The following is a 26647-nucleotide window of genomic DNA, read 5'->3' on the forward strand; positions in this document are numbered from 1 at the left end:
GTCGGAGCGGCGACCGGCAACAGCAGATCGGTGCGGGACAGGAGCCGGAAGTAGAGCTCCTGGTCGTTGGCGCGCAGCGCGTCGCGCATCGCCACCTCGGCCTCCGTGGCCGGCTCCCATGCGGTCACGGCCACCTCCCCTTCCGAGAACAGGCCACAGGTATCGCGTACAACCTACAAGGTGGTATCAAGATCACAATGGCTGGCCGTCGGCGGCCTGCCGGGGCGCGGGTGAGGCGATAACATCCCGTTCCGGAGCCGACACGATACGGAGGCTGTCGATGTCCCGATCGCTCGCGCGCCCGGTCCTCGCAGGTCTGGCCGCCGGCTTGTTGACCGTACCGGCCCTCCCCACCGTCGCCGCCACCGCCAGGCTCCGCGCGGCGCCGGCCTGTGCGACCCCGCTCACCCCGGCCCGGCCGGTCACGGCCGCACCCTGGCCACAGCAACGGTACGACCCCGCCCGGCTCGCGCCCCTGGCAACCGGCGCCGGGGTGACCGTCGCGGTGGTCGACTCCGGGGTCGACCGGGCACACCCCCAACTGGCCGGACGCGTGCTGGCCGGCACCGACCTGCTCGACGCCGGCGGGGACGGCAGCCGGGACTGCGCCGGGCACGGCACCGGCGTGGCGAGCATCATCGCGGCGACACCGCGCGCAGGGGTCGCCTTCCACGGTCTCGCACCGGATGCCCGGATCCTGCCGGTGCGGGTGAGTGAGCAGCAGGTGGTGCAGGGGCGTGAATCGGGGCGAACGGTCAGCGCCGACGAGTTCGCGCAGGCCATCCGCTGGGCCGTCGACCACGACGCCGACGTGGTCAACCTGTCGGTGGTGCTGTATGCCGACGACCCGGAGGTGCGCTCGGCCGTGCGGTATGCGGTCGACCGGGACGTGGTGCTGGTGGCCGCAGCCGGCAACCTGCACGACAGCGGTAACCCCCAACCGTTCCCCGCCGGCTATGACGGAGTGCTCGGCGTGGGGGCGATCGGGGCGGACGGTGGGCGGGCGACCTTCTCGCAGACCGGGCCGTACGTCGACCTGGTCGCGCCGGGCAGTGAGGTGCTGACCGCCGCACCCGGCGCGGGCCACCAGCAGGTCGAGGGCACCAGCTACGCGGCACCCTTCGTGGCCGCCACCGCCGCGTTGCTGCGCCAGTATCGGCCGGAGCTGACCGCGGCCCAGGTGGCGGAGCGGATCATCGCCACCGCCGATCCCGCTCCCGGCGCGGGCCACGGCGGTGGGTACGGTGCCGGTGTGCTGAACCCGTACCGGGCGGTCACCGAGACCAGCGGCAGCCGTGCGGGCGACCCTCGACCGGTCACCGCGCTCGCCGACGACCGACCCGACCCGGCGGTGCTCGCCCACGAGGCGCGACGGGCGACGGCACGGGACCGGGCCCTGCTGGTCGGCGCGGTGGTCGGCACCACGGCGGCCACCGTGGTGCTGCTCGCGCTGGTGCTGCCCCGAGGTGCCCGCCGACGCTGGCGCCCGGCCGGCCAGGCCTGACCCGGTCAGCCCACCGCCCTGGCCGCTGGGCCCCGGCGGCCGGGGCACCGACCTGGACACGGTCAGCGCTCCCGGCCCACCGCGCTCACTGGAACAGCCCGGTGTTCTTCTTCTCGGTGTCCAGATAGTCGTTGGCGGAGTCGCCCACCGCCAACTTGATGTCGCGCAGCATCGCCTGGAGGTCCTGCGAGGCGGAGCGCCACCGTGCCTGCCGCTGCTCATAGGCCTCGCGGGCCTCGCCCGTCCAGCTCGCGACCAGCGGGGCCGCATCCCGCTCAAGCTGACCGAGTTGCGAGTCGAGCCTGTTCAGGGCCTTGTGGATGTCAGCGCCGGCCTGCTGAAGCGCGGCGAAGTTGACGACCAGCACACCATGGTCCATCGGATTTCCTTCCCGGGCGGGATCAGAGCGGCAGCTGGATGCCGCCGCGGTTGGTGCCGGCTACCCGGCTGGCCACCTCGTCGTCGGAGACGTCGTACTGCCGGCCGGCGGTGCGGATCGCGCCGGCGGTCTCGCGCAGCGCCCGGTGCAGCGCCGCCTGGTCCTGTGACCACTGCTGCTTGACCTGCTCGAACGATCGGCCGCCTGCGCCACGCCAGGCCTGCTGCAACACCTCCAGCTCGGCCAGCAGGCCGGTCAGCATGGACTGCAACGACTGGTCGACCTGCTCGAACTTCGCGGCGGTCTGCTGCATCACCGCGGCTTCTGCCTGCGTCTGGGACACCCCGATGTCACCTCGTCTCTCTGCTCGCACCTGGCCCTCGAACGCGCCCACCCTGGGGGCGCGTCGTTCGCTTGGCCCGGTCGTCGAACACTGAGACACGGGTCAGCGACGAACTTCGTGGCTGACGGTAGCGATCCCGTAGCAGTTCTGCTACCCCCCGCGTCTCCCCTGTGGACAACCACGGCAGCCATCGGTCGCTTACGATGTGCTGCAGCCACGTCGCGGCGCGTGACGGGCCGCCGAGGGCGGCCGACCGCCCGACCCGATCCCCCACTGGTCGAGGAGGCGCGGTGCCGGCGATCACCACCGGAGGGCCGCAATCGGCGACACCGGTCGGGTCCGGGCCAGGTGCCGCCCCCGGGGCGAGCGGGCCGGGCGCGTCGGGCCAACCCGCCGACCGCCCCGGCGACCAACGCGCACGGCGTCGCCGGTCGCCGCTCGGCCGCCGGGCGTCCCCCGCGCCGCGCACGGGAGCAGGGGTGCGGGCCGGTCAACTGGTCGCCGCGCAGGTCGCGGCGGCGCTCGTCCTCACCGCCCTGGGCCGGCCCGCGCCGATCACCGCGGCCGCCGCACTGGTCGCCGTGCTGCTGGTGGCGGTCGCCGTGCTCCGGGTCCGGGGCCGGTGGCTCTTCGAGTGGCTGGGCACTGCCGCCGGGCATCTGACCCGTCGTCGGGAGCTGACCGGGCCGGCCGGAGCGGCCGACCTGCTCGACCTCGTCGCTCCGGGCACCGTCGTCCACTCGACGGAGCTGACCGGTGGGCCGGCGGCGGTACTGGAGGACACCGAGGGCATGGTGGTGCTCCTGGAACTCGGGGACCCCGGCGATCTGCTCGGCGACGCGTCCCGGACGATCCCGGCGCCGTCCGCGTTGCTGCCCCAGACCGGGCCGGACGTGCCCCCACTGCGGGTCCAACTGCTGCTCAGCGGAGCACCCGCACCGGTGCCGGCGGCCGGCGGCACCGTCGGCACGTCATACCGCCAGCTCACCGACGGGCGGCTCGCCGGGCGGGAGCGGGCGGTGCTGGCGGTCCGGGTGCTGCGCGTCGACGGTTGGTCCGAGGAGGACCTGCGCCGGGTGCTCGCCGGCACCGTACGCCGGATCGTCCGTCGGCTCGGGTCGCTGACCGCGCGGCCACTCGGCGTGCCGGCGGCGCTGCGCGTCCTGGGCGAGCTGGCCCATCACGACGGCGACCCGGTCCGGGAGTCCTGGCCGACGCTCCGGTCCGGCACCCTGGTCCAGGCCACCTTCCGGCTGATCCGCTGGCCGGACGGCACCGGAGCACGACGGCTGGTGCCCCGGCTGCTCGCGCTGCCGGTAACCGCGACGACGGTGTCGATCTCCGCCGGGCCGACGCCGACAACCTCCGCCGTCGGGGCGCCGACCGAGCTGACCGTACGCCTGGCGGCTCAGACGGCGACCGAGCTGACCGTGGCCGCCGAAGCGCTGGAGCGCCTGGTGACCGACCTGGGCGGTGAGCTGCGGCGGCTCGACGGCGCACACCTGGGCGGGCTTGCCGCCACACTGCCGTTGGCGCTGAGCACCCGCGAGGCGCAGCCCCGCCCCGCCCTGGACGACTGGGACCTCACCCTGGGCGATGCCGGGATGATGGTCGGCACGAACCGGCACGGCGGGGCGGTCACCGTGCGACTGTTCCGGCCGGAGAGCACCCGGGTGCTGCTGGTCGGTGGGGTACGCGCCGCACAGCTGGTTGCCCTGCGCGCCCTGGCGCTCGGCGCCCTGGTGGTGGTGCAGACCTCCCGACCGCGCGCCTGGGAGCCGTTCGTCCGGGGGGTGGGCGCACCGGGTGGGACGATCCCGCTGATCCCACCCGGTCGACCGGTGGCCGACGGGGTGGGCAGCGCGCTGCGCCCGTTGCTGCTGGTCGTCGACGCCGGGCCGGTGCCGGCCGACGCCGAGCCGGGCCCGCCGTGGCGCGCCACCCTGGTGGTACGCGACGAGCTGACCCCGGCGGACGTGGACGTGTTGAGCCGGGTCGACCTGGCGCTGCTGCAACCGCTGAGCGTCGCCGAGGCCGCGCTGGCCGGGACCGCGCTGGGGCTGGGCGGGTCGGCGGAGTGGTTGACCCGGATCCGGGACGACATGGTGGCCGTGGTCAACCGGCGGGCGCTGCGCTGGGCACTGCTCTCCCCCACGCCGATCGAGTCGCAACTGATCGGGCGGCCGGCGCGCGGCTGATCCGGCGCGGCGGTCACCTGGCGGGTTACGTGGGTGCATGGTCCGTGGCACGATCCCCGCCATGGGTTTTCTGAAAGGTCTGCTGATTCGGCTGGCCAGCACAGCGCTGGCTTTCTGGCTGGCCACACTCCTCATTCCGGGCATCTCTCTGGAGTCGAACTCCGCTGGCGAGACGGTGACCACGCTGCTCCTGGTGGCGGTGATCTTCGGCGTGGTCAACGCTGTTCTCCAGCCGCTCATCAAGACGGTCGGCTGCGGCTTCTACCTGTTGACGCTCGGTCTCATCGCGCTGGTGGTGAACGGGCTGCTGTTCCTGCTCACCAGCTGGATCGCCGACCAGGCCGGGCTGCCGTTCACCGTGGACGGTTTCTGGCCCGCCGCTGTGCTCGGTGCTCTCTTCGTGAGCATCGTGACCTGGATCCTGGGCGCCGTCCTCGACCGGGACTGACCGCCGACCGCACCGGCCCGCCCCGGGCTCCGGCCGGGGCCCGGGCAGGCCGGTGACCAGAGTTCGGGAATTGGCCGGCACGGGCGCCCATCTGGGCGGTTAGCGTCGCGTCGTGTTCACGCTGACCCGCACCGACGGTTACCTGCTCAGCACCGACCCGGCCCTGCTCGACCTGGGTCTGGTGCACCACTGGTTGTCCACCGACGCGTACTGGGCACTCGGACGCGACCGGGACACGGTCGACCGGGCGTTCGCCGGCTCCCTGCCGTTCGGCGTCTACCGGCCCGAGGACGGCCGCCAGGTCGCGGTGGCCAGGGTGGTCACCGACCGGGCCACCTTCGCCTGGCTCTGCGACGTGTACGTCGACCGCGCCGCCCGTGGTCGCGGGTTGGGCGGGTGGCTGGCCCGCGCGGCCCGCGACCACCTGGACGAGCTGGGCGTACGCCGGATCCTGCTGGCCACGAACGACGCACACCAGGTGTACGCGCGGGTGGGCTTCACGCCGCTGGACGGACCCGAGCGGTGGATGAACCTCGACCGGCGAACTCCGGTGACCCCGGTCACCGGAAAGGAACAAAGCGACGGTACGCCCCTTACGGTGGAGGCGTGACGCCTCTCCGCCTGGGATACCTCTACGGCCTCGGCGCGTACCTGCTCTGGGGTTTCTTCCCGCTCTACCTCAAGCTGTTGCGGCCCGCCGGCCCGCTGGAGATCCTGGCCCACCGGATCGTCTGGTCGGTGGTGTTCGTGGCCCTGCTGCTGGCCGCGCTGCGCAACGTCGGCTTCCTGCGGGCGCTGCTGCGTCGCCCCTGGGCGATGGCCGGGATGGTCGCCGCCGCCGCGCTGATCGCGGTCAACTGGGGCACCTACATCTACGGGGTCAACTCCGACCGGGTGGTGGAGACCGCGCTTGGCTACTTCATCAACCCGCTGGTCGTGGTGCTGCTCGGGGTGACGGTGCTGCGGGAGCGGCTACGCCCGGCGCAGTGGGCGGCGCTGGGGATCGGCGCGTCGGCGGTCGCGGTGCTCACTGTGGACTATGGCCGGCTGCCCTGGCTGGCGTTGACCCTGGCGTTCAGCTTCGCCGGCTACGGCCTGGTCAAGAAGCGGCTGGGGCTGCCGCCGGCGGAGGGGCTCTTCGTCGAGTCGGCGGTGCTGGCGCTGCCGGCGCTGGGTTACCTCGCCTGGCTGATGGCGAGGGGCGACTCGACGTTCGGGCACGTCTCGGCCGGGCACACCGCGCTGCTGGTGCTCGCCGGTGCGGCCACGGCGATCCCGCTGCTGATGTTCGCCGGTGCGGCCAACCGCCTGCCGCTGAGCAGCCTCGGCATGGTCCAGTACCTGGCACCGATCCTCCAGCTCGGCTGCGGCGTGCTGATCTTCCACGAGCCGATGCCGCCGGCCCGCCTCGCCGGCTTCGCGCTGGTCTGGCTCGCCCTGATCGTCTTCACCGCCGACGCGGTCCGCAACTCCCGCCGCACGCGAGCCCAGACCCGGATCCTGGAACCCGTCCCCACCCCCTGACCCGTCGGAGTGGAGACGGGTGGTCAGGGGACCGCGTAGGTGAGCAGCGGTGTGCCATCGGCCCGTTGCAGCTCCACGCTGACCAGCTCGGCGTCGGTGAACCTGGTGGCGCCGGTGAACTGGAGGGCGTCGCCGGGGGCCGCCAGCCAGGAGCCGATCTGCTCACTGGCGCCGTTCGGGCCGTGCGCCACCAGCCGGAACGGGTACGCCTTGCCGTAGCTCGTCCGCGCGTCGTACCCGCACCGCATGGTCACCGCCGTGCCCCACTTGGTGCCGGACAGCCCGATGTCGGCGTGCACCGGCCCGGCGGCGGCCACCGGTCGCATGGCGACCATCGAGACCTGCGTGGCCGGGGCGCTGGTCTGCGCGACCGGCGGGCCGGACGGGCCGGTGGGCCGGGGCAGCACCACGGCCGTGCCCACACCGACCATCAGGGCCAGCCCGGCGGCGGCCAGCGCGGTCAGCGCGTACCGTCGGCGGTCCGCGGAGCGTTCCCCCCTGCGGCGACGCCGGGCCTCCTCGATCAGCGCGGGCACCCGGGGCGGGGCCGGCGGCGGCAGGATCTGCTCCAACCCCGCCGGGTCCAGACGCCCCAGCAACCCGGGCAGGACGGCGATCTCGGCGACCGCCTCCCGGCAGGAGGCGCAGCCGGAGAGGTGCCGCTCGTAGGCCGCCCGCTCGGCGGGGGCCAGGGCGCCCAGCACGTACGCGCCATCGTCGTACGCGAACTCGCACTGCGTCATCCCGTCACCCCCATCTCGGCCAGCACCAACCTAAGAGACCGCAGCGCGTAGTGGGTGCGGGACTTCACGGTCCCCGGCGGTACGCCCAGCCGAGAGGCCGCCTCGGCCACCGACCGCCCCTGGTAGAAGCACTCGACCAGCACCTCGCGGTGGGTCGGGCTGAGTCGGTTGAGCGCCTCGGCGACGGTCCACGCCTCCACCGCCCGCTCGGCCTCGTCGATCACGTCCGGCGGTTCGGGCAGATCGTCGGTGAACACCTCGCCGACCCGGGTGGACCGCCGCCGCCAGGCGTCGATGGCCAGGTTGCGGGCGGTGGTGAACAGCCAGGACCGCACCGAACCGCGCCGCGGGTCGAGGGATTCCGGGTGTCGCCAGGCCCGCAGCAGCGTCTCCTGCACCAGGTCCTCGGCGCGCTGCCGGTCCCCGTTGACCAGCCGCAGGGCATGGGCGTACAGCGCCTCCGCGTGCTCGTCGTGCAGCGCGCGCAGCAGTTGGGCGTCGTGGTCGCTGATGGCGGTCTCCTCGCTTCCGGCGCGCGTCCGGCGGTGCGTTCGCTCGGGAATACGTGCCGTCACGCCGATCGGTTCAGCCCGAGGTCAGACCGGTTGCGTGCCGGTTGCCGCCCGCGAAGGTGTTCATGCCCGGTTCACGCCGTGGCCGACGGGCGCTCACCACGTGCTCCTAGCGTCCGGCGGGTACGCCGCCTGTCGTGCCACCGACTCCCTGGAGGCTTCTCCCATGAGCGACCGCCCCCGGCTGCTCCCCCTGTTGACCGGCAAGCGCCACGGCACCCGTGACGCCATGACCTGTCTGTACCGCTGCGGAAACGCCTGTGACCACCCGGTGCCGAACACCTCCGACAACGCGTACTTCGGAGACGTGGTGAACGCGGAGGTCACGCGGCGCGGTGTGGTCCGCGCCGGCGCGGTCGGCGCTCTGGTCCTCGGTTTCGGCGGCGCGACGGCCGGTGCGCTCGCCGGCGCGGCCCCCGCCCTGGCCGCCCCCACCAACCCGGACGTCCCGGAGGCCTTCGGCTTCGGCCGTCCCGGCACCGGTGTCGGCAGCGGCGCGCTGACCTTCAAGCCGATCCCGCCGAACAAGCTGGACACCCTGGTCGTGCCGAACGGCTACGACCACGCCGTGGTGATCAAGTGGGGTGACCCGGTGCTGCCGGGCGCGCCGGAGTTCGACGTGCACCACCAGACCGCGGCCGCGCAGTCCAAGCAGTTCGGTTACAACAACGACTTCGTGGGTGTGCTGCCGCTGGACAAGCAGGGCAGGCGGGCGCTGCTCGTGGTCAACCACGAGTACACCAACGAGGACCTGATGTTCCCGGGCTTCCCCGGTCTGGACGGGCTCTCCGTCGAGCAACTGCGCACCGCCATGGCCGCGCACGGCATGTCCGTGGTGGAGCTGGAGCGGGTCGCGGGCACCGGGCAGTGGAAGCCGGTCGACAAGGGCCCGCGGGCGTACAACCGGCGGGTCACCGCGCTGAGCACCAAGTTCGACCTGACCGGCCCGGCCGCCGGCTCCGCGTGGCTGAAGACCGCCGCCGACCCGAAGGGTCGTACGGTCGTCGGCACGCTGAACAACTGCGCCGGTGGCGTGACCCCGTGGGGCACGGTGCTCTCCGGCGAGGAGAACTTCAACCAGTACTTCGTCGGCGCCGACGCCGCCCCGGCCGAGCTGAAGCCGAAGCTGGACCGCTACGGCATCAGCACCGCCAGCCGCTACCCCAGCGGCAGCCGCAAGTGGGAGCGCGCCGACGAGCGTTTCGACCTGGCCAGGCACCCCAACGAGGCGCACCGGTTCGGGTGGATCGTCGAGATCGACCCGTTCGACCCGGAGAGCCGCCCGCGCAAGCACACCGCGATGGGCCGGTTCAAGCACGAGGGCGCGAACGTGATCGTGGCCAAGGATGGCCACGTGGTCGCGTACATGGGCGACGACGAGCGGTTCGACTACCTCTACAAGTTCGTCTCGGACCAGAAGTTCATGAAGGGCAACTCCTGGGCGGCCCGCAAGCACAACCTGACCCTGCTGGAGTCCGGCACGCTCTTCGTGGCGAAGCTCGACCAGACCAGCGCCGCCGAGATCGACGGCACGGGCAAGCTCCCCACCGACGGCGCGTTCAACGGTCGGGGTCGCTGGATCAAGCTGGTCAGCGGCAACCGGTCGTTCGTCGAGGGCATGACCGCCGCGGACGTGCTCACCTTCACCCGGTTGGCCGGCGACAAGGTCGGCGCGACCAAGATGGACCGCCCGGAGGACGTCGAGCCGAGCCTGCTCACCGGCAAGGTGTACGTGGCGCTGACCAACAACACCAACCGGGGTGTGGGCAGCAACCCGAAGGCAGACGAGGCCAACCCGCGCATCGCCAACAAGCACGGGCAGATCCTGGAGCTGGTCGAGGACCGCAACGACAACACCTCGGAGACCTTCGCCTGGTCGTTGCCGATCGTCTGCGGCGACCCGACCGACGCGTCGACCTTCTTCGCCGGGTACGACAAGACCAAGGTCTCCCCGATCTCCTGCCCGGACAACGTCGCCTTCGACGCCACCGGCAACCTGTGGATCTCCACCGACGGCAACGCGCTGGGCAGCAACGACGGCCTGTTCGCCACCGCCGTCGAGGGCCCGGAGCGGGGTCACCTCAAGCAGTTCCTGACCGTGCCGCTCGGCGCGGAGACCTGTGGCCCGTTCATCACCGGCGACAACCGGTCGGTCTTCGTCGCGGTGCAACACCCGGGTGAGATCACCGGCGCCTCGGTGGAGAACCCGGCCTCGAACTGGCCGGACGGCGACTACGCCAAGCCGGGCGTGGTGGTCACCTGGCGTCTGGACGGCGGCCCGGTGGGCAGCTGACGTTTCCCTGGCGGTCCGGCGCTGGACCGCCCCGAGAGGCCCTCTCCCAGCCCGGGAGGGGGCCTCTCGGCGTCGGTGCGGTCAGTTGTCGGAGGCGATGCCGTCGGCGACGCTGCGGGCCACCGTGAGCAGCTTGGCCCGCACCACCCGCGCGGAGGTCATCATCTCGCTGGCCGGCAACGCGCAGGCCAGCACGACGCGGCGTTCCATGTCCTTGTCCGGCGCGACGAGCACCGCCGCGCAGGCCACCCCCTGACGGAACTGGCCCATCTCCAACTGCATACCGCGCCGGTCGCCGGCGGCCAGGTCGGCCTCGAACGTCTCGGTGGTGGTCAGCGTGGCGGTGGTGAACGGGCGCATGCCGTACTCCCGCAGGTAGCGGTTGCGCTGGTCGACGGTGAGGGTGGCGAGCAGCGACTTGCCGAGGGCTGTCGCGTGCGCCCCCTCGTCGAAGCCGGGCACCAGCTCCTCCAGGTAGGGCGAGCGGTGCCCCTCGGCGACCGCCGTGAGGGCCACCTGACCGCCGACGAAGCGACCCAGGTAGTGGCTGTAGCCGGTGTCCAAAGCGGCCCGCCGCAGCGTCTCACCGACCGCTGGCGGGCCCCGGAACGCGGTCACCAGCTCCCGGTACCGGTCGGCCACCTCCAACCCCACGATGTACGTGCCGTCCTCGCGACGGATCACGTAACCCTCGTAGGCGAGGGTGCGGACCAGGTGGTACGTCGTGGCCACGGTCAGCTCACACCGTCGGGCGATCTGCTTGACGGTCAGGCCTTTCGGGGCGCGACCGACCGACTCCAGCACCCGCAGCGCTCGGGACACGCTGCGGATCAGGTCCGAAGGTTCTGCCAAGGGGTCGCGCACAACCACCTCCGCCGCCGGGGACTTACACCATATGAAAAACAGGCCCGGTGCGAAATGCCTGTTCGGGTCGAGGATGCCAGATCACCATCCACAGGTTGTGCCCCGACCGTCACCAGGAGTGGTCTGAGCGAGTCTCACGTAGGTTTGCGGACGATGACCAACAACGCCATCACCCCCGACCCGACCGTCGCCCCATCCCACCCGATCAGGGCGAGCGCCGGCGCAGTCGCCACCACCGTGGCCTGCGTACTCCCCGTCTTCCTGCTCGGTGGTCTCGCCGTGCAGATGGGCAGGGACCTCGACTTCTCCCCGGCCGGCCTCGGCCTGGCCGTATCCGTCTACTTCGGGGTCAGCGCGCTGGCCTCGGTGCCCTCCGGCCGCCTGGTCGAGCGGTACGGCGCGGCCCCGGTGGCCCGCTGCGGCATCGTGCTGGCCGCCGGGTCGATGCTGGCCGTGGCGGCTCTCGCCCGGTCGTACCCGGTGCTGGTCGGGTTGCTGGCGCTCAGCGCCGCCGCGAACGCGCTCGGCCAGTTGGCCAGCAACGCCGCGCTGGCCCAGCACGTGCCGGCCCGACGGCAGGGGCTGTCGTTCGGCGTCAAGCAGGCGGCCATCCCGGTCTCCACGCTGCTGGCCGGGGCAGCGGTGCCCACCATCGCGCTGACCGTCGGCTGGCGCTGGGCGTTCGTGGCGGCGGCCGTGGCCGCGACGACCACGCTGGCCGCCGTACCCCGGCAGGTGCCTCTGCGGGCTCGGCGGGCCGGCGCGACGCGCGCTGGCCGGGCCACAGCGGCGTTGGTGGTGGTCGGCGTGGCGGCGACGCTGGCCGCGGCCGCAGCGAACGCGCTGGGCACCTTCCTGGTGGACTCCGCGGCGGGCCGGGGCATGTCACCGGGCCTCGCCGGCCTCACCCTGACGCTGGGCAGCGCGATCTGCGTGACCGCGCGGGTGGGTGCCGGCTGGCTGGCCGACCGCCGTGTCACCGGTCACGTCGCCGTCATCGCCGCGATGCTGGTCGTCGGCGCGGCCGGTCTGGGCCTGCTCGCGATGACCGGCACGGTGGCGCTGGTCGCCGGCGTGGTGCTCGGCTTCGGCCTGGGTTGGGCCTGGCCCGGCCTGATGACCTTCGCGGTGGTCCGACTCCACCCGCAGTCACCGGCCGCCGCCACCTCGATCACCCAGACCGGGGTGTACGCGGGCGGCTGCCTCGGCCCGTTGACCCTCGGCCCACTGGCCGCCCACCTCGGCTACCCGGCCATGTGGACCGCGTCGGCGGTGTCCATGCTGCTGGCCGCCGTCCTCATGCTCTGCGGCGGCCGCCTGTTGACCCGCGTCGCCAACGCGGCGAGCCGGGGCGACGATCAGCTGGTGCGGTCGGCGATGTAGTCGCAGAGTGATTCGAGGGCGTGCCGGGACGGGCCCTCGGGCAGCGGGGCCAGGCGCGCACGGGCGTCCTCGGCGTAACTGCGCACGGTCTCCCGGGCACGCTTGAGCGCGGGGCTCTCCCGGAGCAGGCCCAACGCCTCGGCGTGCAGCGCGTCGTCGGTCAGCGGGCCGGTCGCCAGGATCTCCCGCAGCCGCACCGAGGACGCGTCGGAGTCGTCCGCCGCGCGGGCGTAGAGCACCGGCAGCGTCGGGACGCCCTCGCGCAGGTCCGTGCCGGGCGTCTTGCCCGACTGCACCGACTCGGAGGCGATGTCGAGCAGGTCGTCGGAGAGCTGGAAGGCGACGCCGATCGTCTCGCCGTACCCGGCGAGCGCCTCCACGTGCTCGGCCGGTGCGCCACCGAACATGCCGCCGAAGCGTGCCGACGTGGCGATCAACGAGCCGGTCTTGTCGGCGATGACGTTGAGGTAGTGGGTCACCGGGTCGTCGTCGGCGCGCGGCCCGACCGTCTCCGCGATCTGGCCGTGCACCAGCCGGGCGAAGGTGCGTGCCTGCAACCGGACCGCCTCGGGCCCCAGGTCGGCGGCGATGTCCGCCGCACGGGCGAAGAGGTAGTCGCCGACCAGGATCGCGACCGAGTTGGTCCAGCGGGAGTTCGCGCTCGGCGCGCCCCGGCGGACGGCGGCCTCGTCCATCACGTCGTCGTGGTAGAGGGTGGCCAAATGGGTGAGCTCCATCACCACGGCGGCCGGAACCACCTGCGCCCCGGTGGGATCACCGAACTGGGCACCGAGCGCCACCAGCAGCGGCCGGAAACGCTTGCCGCCGGCCTCGAGGAGGTGCCGGGCGGCCTCGGTGACGAACGGGTCGGCGCTGGACACACTGGCCCGCAGCTCGACCTCGACCGTATCCAGAAGACCCAGCACGGACGCCTCGACGCGGGGATCGGCGAGGTTGAGGCCGAGCGCGCCGAACTGACTCGTGCTCGCCCGACCCCGCCGACCGCCGGAGCCGGAGGCACCTGAACGCTCGCCCGCCGGATTCACCACACCATCAACCATGCCACACCCGTTCGACCTGCTCCGGGTCGGGGATACGCACCGGGGGCCGGCGCGTGAACACGCGCCGACCCCCGGTGATCGAACCTTCCGTCATCGCACGAATTCGGCAGCTCCGGTGGCCAGATCGAGCAGCGGCGCCGGGGCGATGCCCAGCACCAGAGTGGCCAGCACACCGATCATCAGCGCGGCGGAGGTGAGCCCGCCGGGCACCGTGACGGTCGGGGTGGACTCGCCCGGCTCGGACAGCCACATCATCACCACGACCCGCAGGTACGGGAACGCCAGCACCATGCTGGTCAGCACGCCGGCGATCACCAGCCAGGTCTGACCATTCTCCAGCGCCGGCCCGAAGACCGCGAACTTGCTCATGAAGCCGCTGGTGAGCGGAATACCGGCGAAGGCCAGCAGGATGAAGGTGAACAGCGCGGCGAAGAACGGCGACCGACGACCCAACCCGGCCCAGCGGGACAGGTGGGTGGCCTCCCCGTCGGCGTCCCGCACCAGGGTCACCACCGCGAACGCGGCCAGCACCGAGAAGCCGTACGCGACCAGGTAGAACATCGTGCCGGCGAGGCCGTCGCGGCTCGGTGCCAGCACACCGACCAGCAGGTAGCCGGCGTTGGCGATCGAGGAGTACGCGAGCAGCCGCTTGATGTCGGTCTGGGTGACCGCGAGCACCGCGCCGATCAGCATGGTCAGCACCGCCACCGCGCCGAGGACCGGGGTGAAGTCCCAGTTGGCGTCGGTGAACGCGACGTGGAAGACGCGCAGCAGGGCGCCGAACGCGGCGACCTTGGTGCAGGCGGCCATGAAGCCGGTGACCGGGGTCGGCGCGCCCTGGTAGACGTCCGGGGTCCAGACGTGGAACGGTGCCGCCGCGGCCTTGAAGAGCAGCCCGATCGCGAGCAGCGCCATGCCGGCGAAGAGCAGCACCTGGCTGGCCGGGGACTCGCTCACCGCCGCGTGGATGGTGGCGAAGTCGACGCCGGCCGGCCGGCCCGGCATACCGGCGGTGAAGCCGTAGATCAGGGCCACGCCGAACAGGAAGAACGCGGAGGCGTACGCGCCGAGCAGGAAGTACTTCATCGCCGCCTCCTGGCTCAGCAGACGCCGGCGACGGGCCAGCGCGCAGAGCAGGTAGAGCGGCAGGGAGAAGACCTCCAGCGCGATGAACATGGTCAGCAGGTCGTTCGCCGCCACGAAGATCAGCATGCCGCCGATCGCAAACGTGGTGAGCGGGTAGACCTCGGTGAGGCCGTTGCGCCCCTCGGCCTGCCGCCGGTCGTCGGCCGACTCGGCGGTCACCGCGGCCTGGGCGACGAACGCCCCGCCGCGCTCGACCGAGCGGTCACCGATCAGCAGCAGCGCCATCGCGGCCAGCACCAGGATCGCGCCCTGGAGGAACAGCGTCGGCCCGTCGATCGCGAGCGCCTGGCCGGCGGTGATGATCCGCTCGTCGGAGTTGAGGACCACCATGGTCAGGGCCGCGAGAACCGCCAGCAGAGCCAGCGTCAGCTGCACCACGTGCCGCCAGCGCCGGGGCACGAGGGCCTCGACGAGCACACCGAGCAACGCGGTGCCCAGCATGATCAGGATCGGGGAGAGCGCCGCGTAGTCGATCGACGGCAGTTTCAGCTCGGTCACAGTGCTGACCTTTCGTTCGCGACTGCGGGGCTCGCAAGCTCACTCCTCGCGCTCACCGGCCTGCCTCCTGGACGGTGCCGCCCACGGACGGCGCCGGGTCGGTTCTGCCGATGTCGTCCATCGTCGCCTGGACGGCCGGGTTGATCACGTCAGTGACCGGCTTGGGGAAGAAGCCGAGCAGCACGATCAGCGCGATCAGTGGGGCGACCACGACCTTCTCGCGCAGGTTGAGGTCCCGGCGCATGCCGTCGACCTCGGTGAGCGCCGGGTTGAGCGTGCCCTGGGTGGTGCGCTGCACCATCCACAGCACGTACGCGGCGGCCAGGATGATGCCGAGCGTGGCGATGATCGCGACCGGCTTGTTCACCGTGAAGGTGCCGATCAGCACCAGGAACTCGGAGATGAACGGCGCCGTACCGGGCAGTGCCAGCGAGGCGAGACCGGCGAAGAAGAGCACCCCGGCGAGCACCGGGACCAGCTTGCCGGCCCCACCGAAGTCGCTGATCAACGCCGAGCCACGTCGGCTGATCAGCATGCCGACCACCAGGAAGAGCAGGCCGGTGGCCAACCCGTGGTTGAGCATGTAGAGCACCGCGCCGGTGCCTGCCTGGGTGGTGAAGGCGAAGATGCCCACCCCGATGAAGCCGAAGTGCGCGATCGAGGTGTACGACACCAGTCGCTTGAGGTCGTTCTGACCGACCGCCAGCAGCGCGGCGTAGACGATGCCGATCACGCCCAGCGCCAGCGCCCACGGCGCGAACCACTTCGACGCCTCGGGGAACAACGGCAGGCAGTACCGCAGGATGCCGAACGTGCCGACCTTGTCCAGCACACCGACCAGCAGGGCCGCCGCGCCCGCCGGGGCCGCTCCACCGGCGTCGGGCAACCAGGTGTGGAACGGGAAGAACGGTGCCTTGATGGCGAACGCGATGAAGAAGCCGAGGAACAGCCATCGCTCGGTGCCGGTGCTGATGTCGACCTGGGACAGCGTCTGCCAGTCGAGGGTCTTGCCACCCACCACCCACAGGCCGATCACCGCGGCCAGCATGAACAGACCGCCGACGAGCGAGTAGAGGAAGAACTTCACCGCCGCGTACTGCCGCTGGTGGCCGCCGTAGCTGCCGATCAGGAAGTACATCGGGACGAGCATGACCTCGAAGAACACGTAGAACAGGAAGACGTCGGCGGCTGCGAAGACGCCGATCATCGTGCACTCGAGGACCAGCAGCAGCGCGAAGTAGACCGGCACCGAGCGCTTCGACGACTCCGCGTCATGCCAGGACGCCAGGATCACCAACGGCACCAGCACCGCGATCAGCATCAGCATCACCAGCGCGATGCCGTCGGCGGCGAAGGTGAAGCTGATGCCCCAGTTCGGGATCCACGAGTACGACTCGCGGAACTGGAACCGCTGACCGTCGGCCTTGAAGCTGACCCACATCACCACCGAGAGCACCAGCACGAGCAGCGACCAGGCGAATGCCACCTGCTTGGCCAGCTCCGGCCGGTGGCGCGGCAGGAAGGCCACCACCAGGGCGCCCACCAGCGGCGCCACGGTGAGCACCGAGAGGAACGGGAAGTTGGACATTATGCGGCCTTACCTCCGTCGTCACTGCGTGGTCCGCCGGCGGGGGCGGCCGGGAACAGGTCGATCACGCCAACCACCCGGCCTGCACGGCCAGGAACGCCACCATCACCAGCAGCGCACCGGCCAGGATCGAGGTGGCGTACGAGCGGACGAAGCCGGTCTGCATCCGCCGGAGCCGACCCGAGCCACCGCCGACCGCGGCGGCAAGCCCGTTGACCAGCCCGTCGATGCCCCGGTTGTCGAGGTACACCAGCGCCCGGGTGAGGAAGATGCCCGGCTTCTCGAAGACCGCCTCGTTGACCGCGTCGGTGTAGAGGTTGCGCCGGGCGGCGGTGACCAGCACCCCGGCCGGCTGCGGCGCGGTGGCCGTGCCGGCCCGGAACAGGAACCAGGCGAGCCCGGCACCGAGCACGGTGACCAGCAGCGACAGGACGGTGATCACGGCGTGCGAGAGAACCGCCTCGTGCTCCCCGTGCTCGCCGCCCAGGCCGGCGGTTGCCGTCAGCCAGTCCGGAACGGACGTGGAGAGCAGGAAGCCGGCACCGACCGAGCCGACCGCCAGCAGGATCAGCGGGATGGTCATCAGCTTCGGCGACTCGTGCGGGTGCTCGATGTCCTCGGTCCACCGCTGCGGCCCGTGGAAGGTGAGCACGAACAGTCGCGTCATGTAGAACGCGGTCAGCCCGGCACCGAGCAGCGCCGCACCGCCGAAGAGCCAGGCGGTCCAGTCCTCCCGCTCGAAGGCGGCCACGATGATCGGCTCCTTGGAGAAGAAGCCGGAGAACGGGAACATGCCGATGATGGCCAGCCAGCCCATCATGAAGGTCAGCCAGGTGATCTTCATGTGCTTCGAGAGGCCACCGAAGCGGCGGATGTCGACCTGGTCCTTCATGCCGTGCATGACCGAGCCGGCACCCAGGAACATGTTGGCCTTGAAGAAGCCGTGCGCCAGCAGGTGCACGATGGCCAGCGCGTACGCGCCACCGCCCAGGCCGACGCCGAGGAACATGTAGCCGATCTGGCTCACCGTCGACCAGGCGAGCACCCGCTTGATGTCGTCCTTGGCCGCGCCGATGATGCAGCCGATCAGCAGCGTGAGCGCGCCGACGCTGACCACCACGAGCTGGAGCGTCGAGTTGGCGGAGAAGATCGGGTTGGACCTGGCGATCAGGTAGACGCCCGCGGTGACCATGGTGGCCGCGTGGATGAGCGCCGACACCGGGGTCGGGCCCTCCATCGCGTCCGGCAACCACGCCTGAAGGGGGAACTGACCGGACTTGCCGGCCGCACCGAGCAGCAGCAACAGGCCGAGGACCAGCACGGTGGTGCCGGTCAGCGCGCCGACGCCGTTGAAGACCTCGTCGTACTGGGTGGTGCCCAGGGTGGCGAACATGATGAAGATGCCGATGGCCAGGCCGGCGTCGCCGACCCGGTTCATCAGGAACGCCTTCTTGCCGGCGGTGGCCGCGCTCGGCCGGTCGGTCCAGAAGGAGATCAGCAGGTACGACGCCAGACCGACGCCCTCCCAGCCGAAGTAGAGCATCACGTAGTTGTTGCCGAGCACCAGCAGCAGCATCGCCGCGACGAACAGGTTGAAGTACGCGAAGAACCGGCGACGGCCCGCGTCGTGCGCCATGTACTCGACCGCGTAGAGGTGGATCAGGAAGCCCACCCCGGTGATCAGCAGCACGAAGACCGCAGCCAGCGGGTCGAACAGCAGGCCGAAGTCGACGCGCAGGTCACCGACCGCGATGAAGTCCCAGAGGCTCAGCTCGACCGACTTGTTCTCCAGGCCACGCAGCTGGAAGAAGAAGGACAGGCCGAGCACGAAGGCGGCGCCGATGGCGGCGACACCCAGCCAGTGCCCCCAGCGGTCGGCCCGCCGGCCGAGCAGCAGCAGGATGGCCGCGCTGAGCAGCGGGATCGCCACCAGCAGCCAGACGCCCCCGAGCAGCCCCGTGGCCTGGGCGTATTCCACAGTCTCTTCCACCGGTGGACCCCTCTAGTACTTGAGCAGGTTGGCGTCGTCGACACTCGCCGAGCGTCGCGTCCGGAAGATGGACATGATGATCGCGAGCCCGACCACGACCTCGGCCGCCGCCACCACCATCACGAAGAACGCCATGATCTGGCCGTTGAGGTCACCGTTGATCCGGCTGAAGGTGACCAGCGTCAGGTTGGCGGCGTTGAGCATCAGCTCCACGCACATGAACAGCACGATCGCGTTGCGCCGGACCAGCACCCCGGCGGCGCCGATGGTGAACAGCACCGCGGCGAGGACGAGGTAGTAGGTCGGCTCGACCGAGAAGAACGTTTCCATTACTTGTCCGTCCCCTTGAGCGAGGTCTCCTCGGCGGTCAGCTCGCGCTGCGGAAGGATCGCCGGGGTGCTGCGGTCGGTCAGGCGGCCGTCGGGCAGCCGGGCCGGGGTGGCCACCGAGGAGGAGGTCGCGAAGACGCCGGGGCCCGGCTTCGGGCCGGGGTAGTTGCCCGGGGCGAAGCGTGCCTTCATCGTCGACACCTGGTCGACCTTGTCCTGCTTACGCCGCTCGACGTGGGCCAGCACCATGGCACCGACCGCCGCGGTGATCAGCAGCGCCGAGGTCAGCTCGAACGCGAAGACGTACTTGGTGAACAGCAGCCGGGCGATGCCCTGCACGTTCCCCTCGGCGTTGACCTGCGCCAGGCCGACCGTGCTGGTCTGGTCCAGTGCCTGGTACAGGCCGGTGCCGACCAGGCCGGCGAAGCCCAGGCCGAGCACGATCGCGGCGACCCGCTGGCCGCGCAGCGTCTCGATCAGCGAGTCTGTCGAGTCCCGACCGACCAGCATCAGCACGAAGAGGAAGAGCATCATGATCGCGCCGGTGTAGACGATGATCTGCACCATGCCGATGAACGGGCCGGCCTGGAGCACGTAGAACACGCCCAGGCAGAGCATGGTCAGCACCAACCACAGCGCCGAGTGCACGGCGTTGCGCGCGGCCACCATCCCGATCCCGCCGAACAGCGCGAGTGGGGCGAGGATCCAGAAGGTGACCGCCTCGCCGGTGGAGACCGAACCCGCCGCGGCGAGCACCGTAGACGTGGTCATGCTTCCTCTCCCTTGCCGGCCGCCACGCGCTGGGCCGCCTGCTCGGCGCCCGGGAACGTCACGCCGGGGTGCTCCTCGACCTGGTAGCGGCCGGGACCCATCGGCGACTTCTCCGCACCGGCCGAGGTGCCCGGGTTGTCCAGCGCGCCGACGTAGTAGTCCTTCTCGCTGTCACCCAGCCGCATCGGGTGCGGAGGCTGCTCCATGCCCTCCAGCAACGGCGCGAGCAACTGCTCCTTGGTGAAGATCAGGTCCTGCCGGTTGTCCCGGGCCAACTCGTACTCGTTGCTCATCGTGAGCGACCGGGTCGGGCAGGCCTCGATGCACAGCCCGCAGAAGATGCAACGGGCGTAGTTGATCTGGTAGACGCTGGCGTACCGCTCACCCGGCGAGAAGCGCTGCTCGTCGGTGTTGTCGCCACCCTCGACGTAGATCGCGTCCGCCGGGCAGGCCCAGGCGCACAGCTCGCAGCCGATGCACTTCTCCAGGCCGTCCGGATGCCGGTTGAGGATGTGCCGCCCGTGGTAGCGCGGCGCCGACACCGGCGGCTTGAACGGGTAGTCGGTCGTGACGACCTTCCTGAACATGTGCGAGAAGGTGACACCGAATCCCTTGAACGTTCCGGTGATCGCGCCCACGTCACACCTCCCTGGAGTCCGAGCCGGCAACGATGTTGGCCGGCTCCCGCTCGGCGACCACGCGCGTGATGCGCGGGCTCGGTGGTACCTGAAGATCCATCGGTGGCAGCGGGAAACTCCCGTACGGCCGGTTGTCGACCTGTTCCTGAGTCGTCGGCTTCGGTTGCGGCCGCCGGCTGGGCCAGAAGAGCGTGGCGATCAGCAGGAGGCCGGCGGGGATGCCGACCGCGATCACCTTGCCGCGGGTGTCCCAGTCCTCGATGGAGCGCAGGCCCGACAGGACCAGGATCCAGACCAGGTTGATCGGCAGCAGCACCTTCCAACCGAGGCGCATGAACTGGTCGTAGCGCAGCCGGGGCAGCGTGCCGCGCAGCCAGACGAAGACGAAGACCAGCGCGATCACCTTGCCGAAGAACCAGAGCATCGGCCACCAACCGGAGTTGGCGCCCTCCCAGATGGTGATCGGCCAGGGTGCCCGCCAACCGCCCAGGAACAGCGTCGTGGTGACCGCGGACATGGTCACCATCGCGACGTACTCGCTGAGCATGAAGAGCGCGAACTTCAGCGAGCTGTATTCCGTCATGAAGCCGGCGACCAGCTCGGACTCGGCCTCGGGCAGGTCGAACGGCGCCCGGTTGGTCTCACCCACGGTGGCGATGAAGAAGATGATGAAGCTGGGCAGCAGCAGGATCGCGTACCAGCCGGGCGCCGGGATCTCGGTGCCGAAGATGGTCAGCCGCGTGGCGTCGCCCTGAGCGGCGACGATCCCGCTGGTGCTCATCGTGCCGGCGGTCATGAAGACCGCCACGATGCTGAGGCCCATGGCGACCTCGTAGGAGATCATCTGGGCGCTGGACCGCAGACCACCCAGCAGCGGGTACGTCGAGCCGGAGGCCCAACCGCCCAGCACGATGCCGTAGACGCCCATCGACGAGCAGGCAAGCAGCAGCAGCACCGCCACCGGCACGTCGGTGACCTGCAACGGCGTGTGGTGGCCGAAGATGCTCACCATCGGGCCGAAGGGCACCACCGACAGCGCGGTGACCGCACAGATCACCGAGATGGTCGGGGCGAAGAAGTAGACGACCTTGTCGGCCGCCTTCGGCAGGATGTCCTCCTTGAAGGCCATCTTCAGGCCGTCGGCGAGGGTCTGCAGCAGGCCGAACGGGCCGACCTGGTTGGGGCCGGGCCGCACCTGCATGTAGCCGACCACGCGCCGCTCGAACCAGACACCGAGCAGGGTGGCCAGCAGACCGAAGGCGAACGCAAAGACGATCTTGCCGAGAACCAGCCACCACGGATCCCGGCCGAAGTCGGCCAACGTCGGATCCTGGGCCAGGATTGACGAAGTCACTGGTTACCCCCGGAGTTGAGGAGCGGACCCGGGAGACCGGTCTCGTCAGCCGCCACGCGCCCGGCCGGGACGGCCGCGCTCGGTGCGGGAACGGAGATCCGGACGACCGTGCCGGACGTCGCCCCGAGGCTGCGTCGCACGGTCGAGCCGGGTGAGTTGGTCGGCAACCAGACCACGCCGTCCGGCATCTCGGTGAGCTCCGCCGGCAGGGTCAGTGCCCCACGGTCGGTGCCGACCGTGACCGCGTCGCCGTCGGCGACACCGAGTGCCTCGGCCGTGCCCTTGCCCAGCCGGACCACCGGCGGGCGGGCGGTGCCGGCGAGGTTCTCGTCGCCCTCGGTCAGGGTGCCGAGGTCCACCAGCTGGTGCCAGGTGGCCAGCACGGCCTCCCCGGCAGCCGTGTGCGGCACCCGGCCCGGCGCCACCGACGGTGCGGCCGGCCGGGACGTCCGCGTCGCCGGCAGCGTGCCCAGCTCGCGACGCACGCTCGGCACGTCCGCCGTGCCGAGCCGCACGTCGAGCAGCGCGGCCAGCGCGTCGAGCACCCGGCCGTCGGTCATCGCGGCGGTGTTCAGCACGGCCTCGAAGGGACGCAGCCGACCCTCCCAGTCCAGGAAGCTGCCGGCCTTCTCGACCACCGGGGCGACCGGCAGCACCACGTTCGCCCGCCGGGTCACCGCGCTGGCGCGCAGCTCCAGGCTGACCAGGAACGGCACCGCGTCCAAAGCGGCCTCGGCCAGTCGCGGGTCGGCCAGGTCGGCCGGGTCGACACCGCCGACGACCAGCGCGCCGAGCTGCCCGTTGGCCGCCGCGGTGAGGATGCCGTCGGTGTCCCGGCCGGCCTGGCTCGGGATCACCCCGGCCGGGATGTCCCACGCCTCACCCAGCTCGGCGCGGGCGGCCGGCTCGGTGACCAGCCGTCCACCCGGGAGCAGGTTGGGCAGGCAGCCCGCGTCGACCGCGCCGCGGTCACCCGCGCGCCGCGGCACCCACACCAGCTTCGCGCCGGTACGCCGTGCCACGTCCGCGGCGGCGGAGAGCCCGCCCGGCACGGAGGCCAGTCGCTCGCCGACGATCAGGATCGCGCCCGGTGCGCTCAGCGCCTCGGCGACCGTGGCGTGCTCGGCGAGCACGCTGGCCTCCTCGCCCGGCACGACCCGGGCCAGCTTGGCACCGAGCTTCTCCAGGCCACGGGTGGCGAACGGCGCCAGCGCGTACACCGTCAGGGTCTTCTTCAGGTACGCCTTGCGCAGCCGCAGGAAGAGGATCGGGCACTCCTCCTCCGGCTCCAGGCCGACCAGCACCACCGCCGGCGCGTTCTCCACGTCGGTGTAGGTGACGTCGGTGACCCCGGCGACCGAGCTGGCCAGGAAGTCGGCCTCCTCGCGGGAGACCGGCCGGGCCCGGAAGTCGATGTCGTTGGTGTTCAGCGCGACCCGGGCGAACTTCGCGTACGCGTACGCGTCCTCGACGGTCAGCCGACCGCCGGTGAGCACCGCCGTGCCCTGCCCGCTCTCCCGAGCGGTGTGCAGGCCCTCGGCGGCGACGGTGAGCGCCTCGCTCCAGGACGCCTCGCGCAGCTCACCGGTGTGCTCGTCGCGGACCAGCGGGGTGGTCAACCGGTCGGCGGCCCGGGCGTACTGGAAACCCCACCGGCCCTTGTCGCAGTTCCACTCCTCGTTGACCTGCGGCTCGTCACCGGCCAGTCGGCGCAGCACCTTGCCGCGCCGCCAGTCGGTGCGCTGGCCGCAGCCGGCCGAGCAGTGCTCGCAGACGCTCGGGCTGGACACCAGGTCGAACGGGCGGGCCCGGAAACGGTACTGGGCACCGGTCAGCGCGCCCACCGGGCAGATCTGCACGGTGTTGCCGGAGAAGTAGGAGTTGAACGGGACGTCCCCGGCGTCGCCCTCTTCGCCGTACGCGTCGTCCCGGTAGATGTTGATCTCCTCGGCGGACGACCGGCCCATCAGGTCGATGAACTTGTCGCCGGCGATCTCCTCGGAGAACCGGGTGCACCGCTGGCAGAGCACGCACCGCTCGCGGTCCAGCAGCACCTGGCTGCTGATCGCCATCGGCTTCTCGTACTCCCGCTTGTGCTCGTGGAAGCGCGAGTCGGTGCGGCCGGTGGACATCGCCTGGTTCTGGAGCGGGCACTCACCGCCCTTGTCGCACATCGGGCAGTCCAGCGGGTGGTTGAGCAGCAGCAGCTCCATCACCCCCTCCTGCGCCTTCTTGGCCACCGGGGAGGTGATCTGGGTACGCACGACCATGCCGTCGGCGACGGTCTGGGTGCAGGAGGCCACCGGCTTGCGCTGGCCCTCCACCTCGACCAGGCACTGCCGGCACGCGCCGGCCGGGGCCAGCAGCGGGTGGTCGCAGAACCGGGGGATCTCGGTGCCCATCTGCTCGGCGACCCGGATCAGCAACGTCCCCTTGGGGGCGGTGACCTCGACGCCGTCGATGGTGAGCGTGACGGTCTCGGTCTGCTTTGCTACGTCGGTCATTAGTGGGCTCCCACCAGCTGCTTGTCCGACAGCTTCGGCGCGGTACGTCCCTCGATGTAGTCGAGGTAGTCCTGCTTGAAGTACTTCAGTGACGAGGTCACCGAGCTGGTCGCGCCGTCACCCAGGCCGCAGAACGAGCGGCCGAGGATGTTGTCGCAGGTGTCCAGCAGGGTGTCCAGGTCTTCGTGGGTGCCCTGACCGGCGAGGATCCGCCGGTAGACCCGAACCATCCAGTAGTTGCCCTCGCGGCACGGGGTGCACTTGCCGCACGACTCGTGGTGGTAGAACTCCAGCCACCGGTACGTCGCGTAGACCGGGCAGTCCTGGTCGGAGAAGATCTGGGTGGCCGTGGTGCCCAGGATGGAGCCGGCCGCCGCCACCCCCTCGAAGTCCAGTGGCACGTCCAGGTGCTCGGCGGCGAGCAGCGGGGTGGACGAGCCGCCCGGGGTCCAGAACCGCAGGTTGTGCCCGGGCTGCATGCCACCGGCCAGCTCCAGCAGCTCACGCAGCGTGACACCCATCGAGCACTCGTACTGGCCCGGGTTGACGACCCGGCCGGACAGCGAGTAGATCATCGGCCCGGAGGACTTCTCGGTGCCCATGCTCTTCCACCAGTCGGCCCCACCGAGCACGATCGGCGGGACGCTGGCGATGGTGCCGACGTTGTTCACCACCGTCGGGCTCGCGTACAGGCCGTGGGTCGCCGGGAACGGCGGGCGCAGCCGGGGCTGACCCCGGAAGCCCTCCAGCGAGTCCAGCAGCGCCGTCTCCTCGCCGCAGATGTACGCCCCGGCGCCGGAGTGCACCACCAGCTCCAGGTCGTAACCGCTGCGCAGGATGTTCCGGCCGAGGTAACCCTTGTCGTACGCCTCCTGGACCGCGTTGCGCAGCCGACGCGCGGCGTGCACCGCCTCGCCCCGGATGTAGATGTAGGCACGGGCGGCCCGGATCGCGTACGACGCGATGATCACGCCCTCGACCAGCGCGTGCGGGTCGTGGGTCATCAGCGGCAGGTCCTTGCAGGTGCCCGGCTCGCCCTCGTCGGCGTTGACCACCAGGTAGTGCGGCTTGCCGTCACCCTGTGGGATGAAGCCCCACTTGAGGCCGGTGGGGAAGCCCGCGCCACCCCGGCCGCGCAGCCCCGAGTCCTTGATCAGCTGGATCAGGTCGTCCGGGTGGGCCTTGAGGGCCTTGCGCAGTGCGGCGTAGCCGTCCAGTTGCTCGTAGGTGCCGATACGCCAGGCGTCCGGCGACAGCCAGCGCTTGGTCAGCACCGGCGTCAGCTTGGCCACGGTCTCCGGGCGGGGAGTGGTCACTTCTGGGCCCCCGTTTCGTTCGCGTCCGCCGGTCCGGCGCCGTCGGCGTCCGTGCCAGCCTTCGCTTCGGTGAGGTTGCGCTCCTGCGCCCCGGCCTCGTCGCCGGCGGGCTTGCCGTCGCCGGCCGGCGCGTTGGCCGCCACGCCGGCGGCCTCGGCCGACCGTGCGTCGCCAGCCGCGGGCGCGGTGCCGGTGCCGTCCGTCGGGACCTTGGTGCCCGGGGCGTCCGGCACTGCCGTGCCCGCGTCCGGCTGCCGGGTCTCGGCGGTACGCACCTGCGGCGACTTGTCGTCCGGTGCCTTGACGTCCCGCGTGGTGCTGCCGCTGGCAGCCGCCGGCTTCGCCGGCTCGGTGGCTTGCGCCGGCTTCGCCGGCTCGGCGACCCCGGCCGCCCCCGTCGGGGCGGACGCCCCGTCGCCACCCTTGACCGGTGCCGCGCTGGCCTCGACGGGCGCCGGCTTGGCGGCCTCCGCCTTCGCCTTCGCCTCGGCGGCGGCCTTGTCGGCCTCGGCCTTGCTGCGGATCGGGGTGTTCGGGTCGAAGCCGGGCACCGAGACGCCGTGCTGCTGCGCCAGCCGCAGCCCGCGCAGGGTGGGCTCACCCGGCCCACCGTCGGCGACCGCGCCGTCGCGCTCGTCGGCGAAACCGGCGAGCTGCACCGCCATTTCCTTCAGGGTGCAGAGCCGGGCACCGCGGGTCGGCATCGGCCGCCCACCCGCCCGAAGCTCGTCGACGACACCGACCGCGGTGGACGCGTCCACGCCGTCGAAGAAGTCGTAGTTGACCGTCATCACCGGGCCGTAGTCACACGCCGCCAGGCACTCGGCGTGCTCCAGCGTGATCGTGCCGTCGGCGGTCGTCTCGTCGTGCCCGACGCCCAGGTGCTCGGAGAGGGTGTCGTAGACCTCCTGGCCGCCGAGCACGTTGCACATGGTGTTGGTGCAGACGCTGACCAGGAAGTCACCGGTCGGCTTGCGCTTGTACATCGTGTAGAAGGTGGCGACCGCGCCGACCTGGGCCTTGTTCAGCCCCAGGACCTCGGCGCAGAACGCGACCCCGGCCGGGGAGACGTACCCCTCCTCGGCCTGCACGAGGTGCAGCAGCGGCAGCAACGCCGAGCGGGACCGGTCCGCCGGGTAGCGGGCGATGATCTCGCGCGCCCGCTCCCGGGTTTCGTCGGTGAAAGTCGTGGTCGTCATCA

23 protein-coding genes are annotated in these 26647 nt (G+C 71.4%); 7 read left to right on the forward strand and 16 right to left on the reverse strand.

The window, feature by feature from the left end:
- Nucleotides 1-280: 280 nt before the first annotated feature.
- Nucleotides 281-1504 (forward strand): type VII secretion-associated serine protease mycosin, encoded by a 1224-nt coding sequence (gene mycP / locus LADH09A_RS15640; RefSeq protein WP_238645908.1) that lies wholly within the window; start codon nt 281-283, stop codon nt 1502-1504.
- 85 nt (nt 1505-1589) lie between these two features.
- Here mycP and LADH09A_RS15645 read toward each other — a convergent pair whose 3' ends face one another.
- Together LADH09A_RS15645 and LADH09A_RS15650 are read right to left on the reverse strand one after the other, a co-directional pair.
- Nucleotides 1590-1883: a WXG100 family type VII secretion target gene (locus tag LADH09A_RS15645; RefSeq protein WP_088951148.1), complete on the reverse strand. Its 294-nt coding sequence runs from the start codon at nt 1881-1883 to the stop codon at nt 1590-1592.
- A gap of 22 nt (nt 1884-1905) precedes the next feature.
- Nucleotides 1906-2226 (reverse strand): WXG100 family type VII secretion target, encoded by a 321-nt coding sequence (locus LADH09A_RS15650; RefSeq protein ID WP_238645909.1) that lies wholly within the window; start codon nt 2224-2226, stop codon nt 1906-1908.
- 203 nt (nt 2227-2429) lie between these two features.
- On the opposite strand from LADH09A_RS15650, the gene eccE reads away from it, so the two are divergent.
- The 4 genes from eccE to rarD all read left to right on the forward strand — a co-directional run bounded on the left by eccE (nt 2430) and on the right by rarD (nt 6396).
- Nucleotides 2430-4424 carry a type VII secretion protein EccE gene (gene eccE / locus LADH09A_RS15655; RefSeq protein ID WP_372492280.1) on the forward strand — a complete coding sequence of 665 codons (1995 nt, stop codon included), beginning with the start codon at nt 2430-2432 and terminating at the stop codon, nt 4422-4424.
- A 61-nt stretch (nt 4425-4485) separates the two neighbouring features.
- Nucleotides 4486-4872, forward strand: coding sequence for a phage holin family protein (locus tag LADH09A_RS15660; protein WP_088951145.1), 387 nt, complete (start codon nt 4486-4488; stop codon nt 4870-4872).
- Between the two features lie 112 nt (nt 4873-4984).
- Entirely contained in the window at nt 4985-5482 is a 498-nt protein-coding gene (locus tag LADH09A_RS15665; protein ID WP_238645912.1) for a GNAT family N-acetyltransferase, read from the forward strand.
- Nucleotides 5479-6396, forward strand: coding sequence for an EamA family transporter RarD (rarD, locus tag LADH09A_RS15670; protein ID WP_238645915.1), 918 nt, complete (start codon nt 5479-5481; stop codon nt 6394-6396). Before LADH09A_RS15665 ends, rarD begins: the two co-directional genes overlap by 4 nt.
- Before the next feature lie 23 nt (nt 6397-6419).
- Here the strand turns inward: rarD and LADH09A_RS15675 are convergent, their stop codons facing one another.
- Complete coding sequence (locus LADH09A_RS15675; RefSeq protein ID WP_238645916.1) at nt 6420-7139, reverse strand: anti-sigma factor family protein; 720 nt, start codon at nt 7137-7139, stop codon at nt 6420-6422.
- Nucleotides 7136-7651 carry a sigma-70 family RNA polymerase sigma factor gene (locus LADH09A_RS15680; RefSeq protein WP_308194575.1) on the reverse strand — a complete coding sequence of 172 codons (516 nt, stop codon included), beginning with the start codon at nt 7649-7651 and terminating at the stop codon, nt 7136-7138. The genes LADH09A_RS15675 and LADH09A_RS15680 overlap by 4 nt, the downstream gene beginning before the upstream one ends.
- A gap of 226 nt (nt 7652-7877) precedes the next feature.
- Between LADH09A_RS15680 and LADH09A_RS15685 the strand changes: the two genes are divergently transcribed.
- Nucleotides 7878-10004, forward strand: coding sequence for a PhoX family protein (locus LADH09A_RS15685; RefSeq protein WP_238645917.1), 2127 nt, complete (start codon nt 7878-7880; stop codon nt 10002-10004).
- 81 nt (nt 10005-10085) lie between these two features.
- Here the strand turns inward: LADH09A_RS15685 and LADH09A_RS15690 are convergent, their stop codons facing one another.
- Nucleotides 10086-10868 carry an IclR family transcriptional regulator gene (locus LADH09A_RS15690; protein WP_238645918.1) on the reverse strand — a complete coding sequence of 261 codons (783 nt, stop codon included), beginning with the start codon at nt 10866-10868 and terminating at the stop codon, nt 10086-10088.
- 153 nt (nt 10869-11021) lie between these two features.
- Between LADH09A_RS15690 and LADH09A_RS15695 the strand changes: the two genes are divergently transcribed.
- A complete protein-coding gene (locus LADH09A_RS15695; protein ID WP_238645919.1) occupies nt 11022-12251 on the forward strand; it encodes an MFS transporter in 1230 nt (409 codons plus the stop codon).
- Here the strand turns inward: LADH09A_RS15695 and LADH09A_RS15700 are convergent.
- From LADH09A_RS15700 to nuoE, 11 genes are all read right to left on the reverse strand, one after another.
- Nucleotides 12227-13312: a polyprenyl synthetase family protein gene (locus tag LADH09A_RS15700; RefSeq protein ID WP_238645920.1), complete on the reverse strand. Its 1086-nt coding sequence runs from the start codon at nt 13310-13312 to the stop codon at nt 12227-12229. The genes LADH09A_RS15695 and LADH09A_RS15700 overlap by 25 nt on opposite strands.
- 90 nt (nt 13313-13402) lie before the next feature.
- On the reverse strand, nt 13403-14956 hold the full coding sequence (nuoN, locus tag LADH09A_RS15705) for an NADH-quinone oxidoreductase subunit NuoN (RefSeq protein WP_238645921.1): 1554 nt from the start codon (nt 14954-14956) through the stop codon (nt 13403-13405).
- A gap of 52 nt (nt 14957-15008) precedes the next feature.
- Nucleotides 15009-16544 carry an NADH-quinone oxidoreductase subunit M gene (locus tag LADH09A_RS15710; protein ID WP_238645922.1) on the reverse strand — a complete coding sequence of 512 codons (1536 nt, stop codon included), beginning with the start codon at nt 16542-16544 and terminating at the stop codon, nt 15009-15011.
- Nucleotides 16545-16608: 64 nt separating this feature from the next.
- Entirely contained in the window at nt 16609-18534 is a 1926-nt protein-coding gene (gene nuoL, locus LADH09A_RS15715; RefSeq protein WP_238645923.1) for an NADH-quinone oxidoreductase subunit L, read from the reverse strand.
- A 12-nt stretch (nt 18535-18546) separates the two neighbouring features.
- A complete protein-coding gene (gene nuoK / locus LADH09A_RS15720) occupies nt 18547-18864 on the reverse strand; it encodes an NADH-quinone oxidoreductase subunit NuoK (protein ID WP_203121620.1) in 318 nt (105 codons plus the stop codon).
- Nucleotides 18864-19634, reverse strand: a complete 771-nt coding sequence (locus LADH09A_RS15725) for an NADH-quinone oxidoreductase subunit J (protein WP_238645924.1) — start codon at nt 19632-19634, stop codon at nt 18864-18866. The genes nuoK and LADH09A_RS15725 overlap by 1 nt, the downstream gene beginning before the upstream one ends.
- Complete coding sequence (nuoI, locus tag LADH09A_RS15730; protein WP_238645925.1) at nt 19631-20272, reverse strand: NADH-quinone oxidoreductase subunit NuoI; 642 nt, start codon at nt 20270-20272, stop codon at nt 19631-19633. Before nuoI ends, LADH09A_RS15725 begins: the two co-directional genes overlap by 4 nt.
- 1 nt (nt 20273) lies before the next feature.
- Entirely contained in the window at nt 20274-21626 is a 1353-nt protein-coding gene (gene nuoH / locus LADH09A_RS15735) for an NADH-quinone oxidoreductase subunit NuoH (protein WP_210925167.1), read from the reverse strand.
- Nucleotides 21623-24130 carry an NADH-quinone oxidoreductase subunit G gene (locus LADH09A_RS15740; protein ID WP_238645927.1) on the reverse strand — a complete coding sequence of 836 codons (2508 nt, stop codon included), beginning with the start codon at nt 24128-24130 and terminating at the stop codon, nt 21623-21625. The genes nuoH and LADH09A_RS15740 overlap by 4 nt, the downstream gene beginning before the upstream one ends.
- A complete protein-coding gene (gene nuoF, locus LADH09A_RS15745; protein WP_238645928.1) occupies nt 24130-25446 on the reverse strand; it encodes an NADH-quinone oxidoreductase subunit NuoF in 1317 nt (438 codons plus the stop codon). The genes LADH09A_RS15740 and nuoF overlap by 1 nt, the downstream gene beginning before the upstream one ends.
- Nucleotides 25443-26645 (reverse strand): NADH-quinone oxidoreductase subunit NuoE, encoded by a 1203-nt coding sequence (gene nuoE / locus LADH09A_RS15750; protein WP_238645929.1) that lies wholly within the window; start codon nt 26643-26645, stop codon nt 25443-25445. Before nuoE ends, nuoF begins: the two co-directional genes overlap by 4 nt.
- Nucleotides 26646-26647: the final 2 nt, after the last annotated feature.

It is taken from the genome of Micromonospora cabrerizensis (assembly GCF_022230955.1).
GTDB lineage: Bacteria > Actinomycetota > Actinomycetes > Mycobacteriales > Micromonosporaceae > Micromonospora > Micromonospora cabrerizensis.

What these genes read in the sequence shown, in the direction of transcription:
- LADH09A_RS15725 (WP_238645924.1), bottom strand. Translation starts at nt 19,634, where the DNA reads ATGACCACGTCTACGGTGCTCGCCGCGGCGGGTTCGGTCTCCACCGGC.
- LADH09A_RS15675 (WP_238645916.1), bottom strand. Translation starts at nt 7,139, where the DNA reads ATGACGCAGTGCGAGTTCGCGTACGACGATGGCGCGTACGTGCTGGGC.
- mycP (WP_238645908.1), top strand. Translation starts at nt 281, where the DNA reads ATGTCCCGATCGCTCGCGCGCCCGGTCCTCGCAGGTCTGGCCGCCGGC.
- eccE (WP_372492280.1), top strand. Translation starts at nt 2,430, where the DNA reads ATGTGCTGCAGCCACGTCGCGGCGCGTGACGGGCCGCCGAGGGCGGCC.
- LADH09A_RS15660 (WP_088951145.1), top strand. Translation starts at nt 4,486, where the DNA reads ATGGGTTTTCTGAAAGGTCTGCTGATTCGGCTGGCCAGCACAGCGCTG.
- nuoE (WP_238645929.1), bottom strand. Translation starts at nt 26,645, where the DNA reads ATGACGACCACGACTTTCACCGACGAAACCCGGGAGCGGGCGCGCGAG.
- LADH09A_RS15710 (WP_238645922.1), bottom strand. Translation starts at nt 16,544, where the DNA reads ATGTCCAACTTCCCGTTCCTCTCGGTGCTCACCGTGGCGCCGCTGGTG.
- LADH09A_RS15740 (WP_238645927.1), bottom strand. Translation starts at nt 24,130, where the DNA reads ATGACCGACGTAGCAAAGCAGACCGAGACCGTCACGCTCACCATCGAC.
- LADH09A_RS15695 (WP_238645919.1), top strand. Translation starts at nt 11,022, where the DNA reads ATGACCAACAACGCCATCACCCCCGACCCGACCGTCGCCCCATCCCAC.
- LADH09A_RS15645 (WP_088951148.1), bottom strand. Translation starts at nt 1,883, where the DNA reads ATGGACCATGGTGTGCTGGTCGTCAACTTCGCCGCGCTTCAGCAGGCC.
- nuoK (WP_203121620.1), bottom strand. Translation starts at nt 18,864, where the DNA reads ATGGAAACGTTCTTCTCGGTCGAGCCGACCTACTACCTCGTCCTCGCC.
- LADH09A_RS15700 (WP_238645920.1), bottom strand. Translation starts at nt 13,312, where the DNA reads ATGGTTGATGGTGTGGTGAATCCGGCGGGCGAGCGTTCAGGTGCCTCC.
- LADH09A_RS15685 (WP_238645917.1), top strand. Translation starts at nt 7,878, where the DNA reads ATGAGCGACCGCCCCCGGCTGCTCCCCCTGTTGACCGGCAAGCGCCAC.